The organism is Gilvimarinus sp. 1_MG-2023 (genome assembly GCF_030548285.1).
Genome location: NZ_JAUOSC010000129.1, coordinates 1 through 467, shown reverse-complemented (window position 1 = coordinate 467; position 467 = coordinate 1). Strand labels below are relative to the sequence as shown.

The following is a 467-nucleotide window of genomic DNA, read 5'->3' as shown; positions in this document are numbered from 1 at the left end:
TTCCAGAGCAGTTTTTTCGTATGGCAGAGCAGGCAGTTCGAAAGCCATGAGCGTTCTCCATTATCAGGCTGGGTGGTTGCATTCAGGGGTAGATGGGGCTTTATAAAAATAATTCAACGGCTCCATCCCGCCTTCCGAAGTCGCAGCATGATAACACCGGCGCGGGCAGAGGGGCTATGTGTTACTGATAGTGAATATCTATCGAGCATGGTTGCCATGAATGATGGTGAGTTTATGTTGTCGTACCGCCTGTCGCCGTCCTTCGTGCTGTTGCTTGGGGTCTGTTGCTCCGGCTGTGGTCGTGGCTGCTGGCGTGGTGGTGAGCTGGCCGCCCGGGCGGCAACGCGGAGGAAAAATTCCAGTCCCATCAGTATTTCAGCGCTAATGTTTGTATACTGCGGGCCATTTATTTTTTGATCTCCAATTGCGGAAATCCTTATGGACAACGTTAAAGAACCGCTTATTCC

At 51.4% G+C, this 467-nt stretch carries 1 protein-coding gene; it reads left to right on the top strand.

Features of this window, described 5'->3' with window-relative positions; genetic code table 11:
• The coding region (locus Q4563_RS16055; RefSeq protein WP_303605184.1) for a hypothetical protein at positions 1–417 on the top strand (417 nt) is incomplete at its 5' end.
• Positions 418–467: the final 50 nt, after the last annotated feature.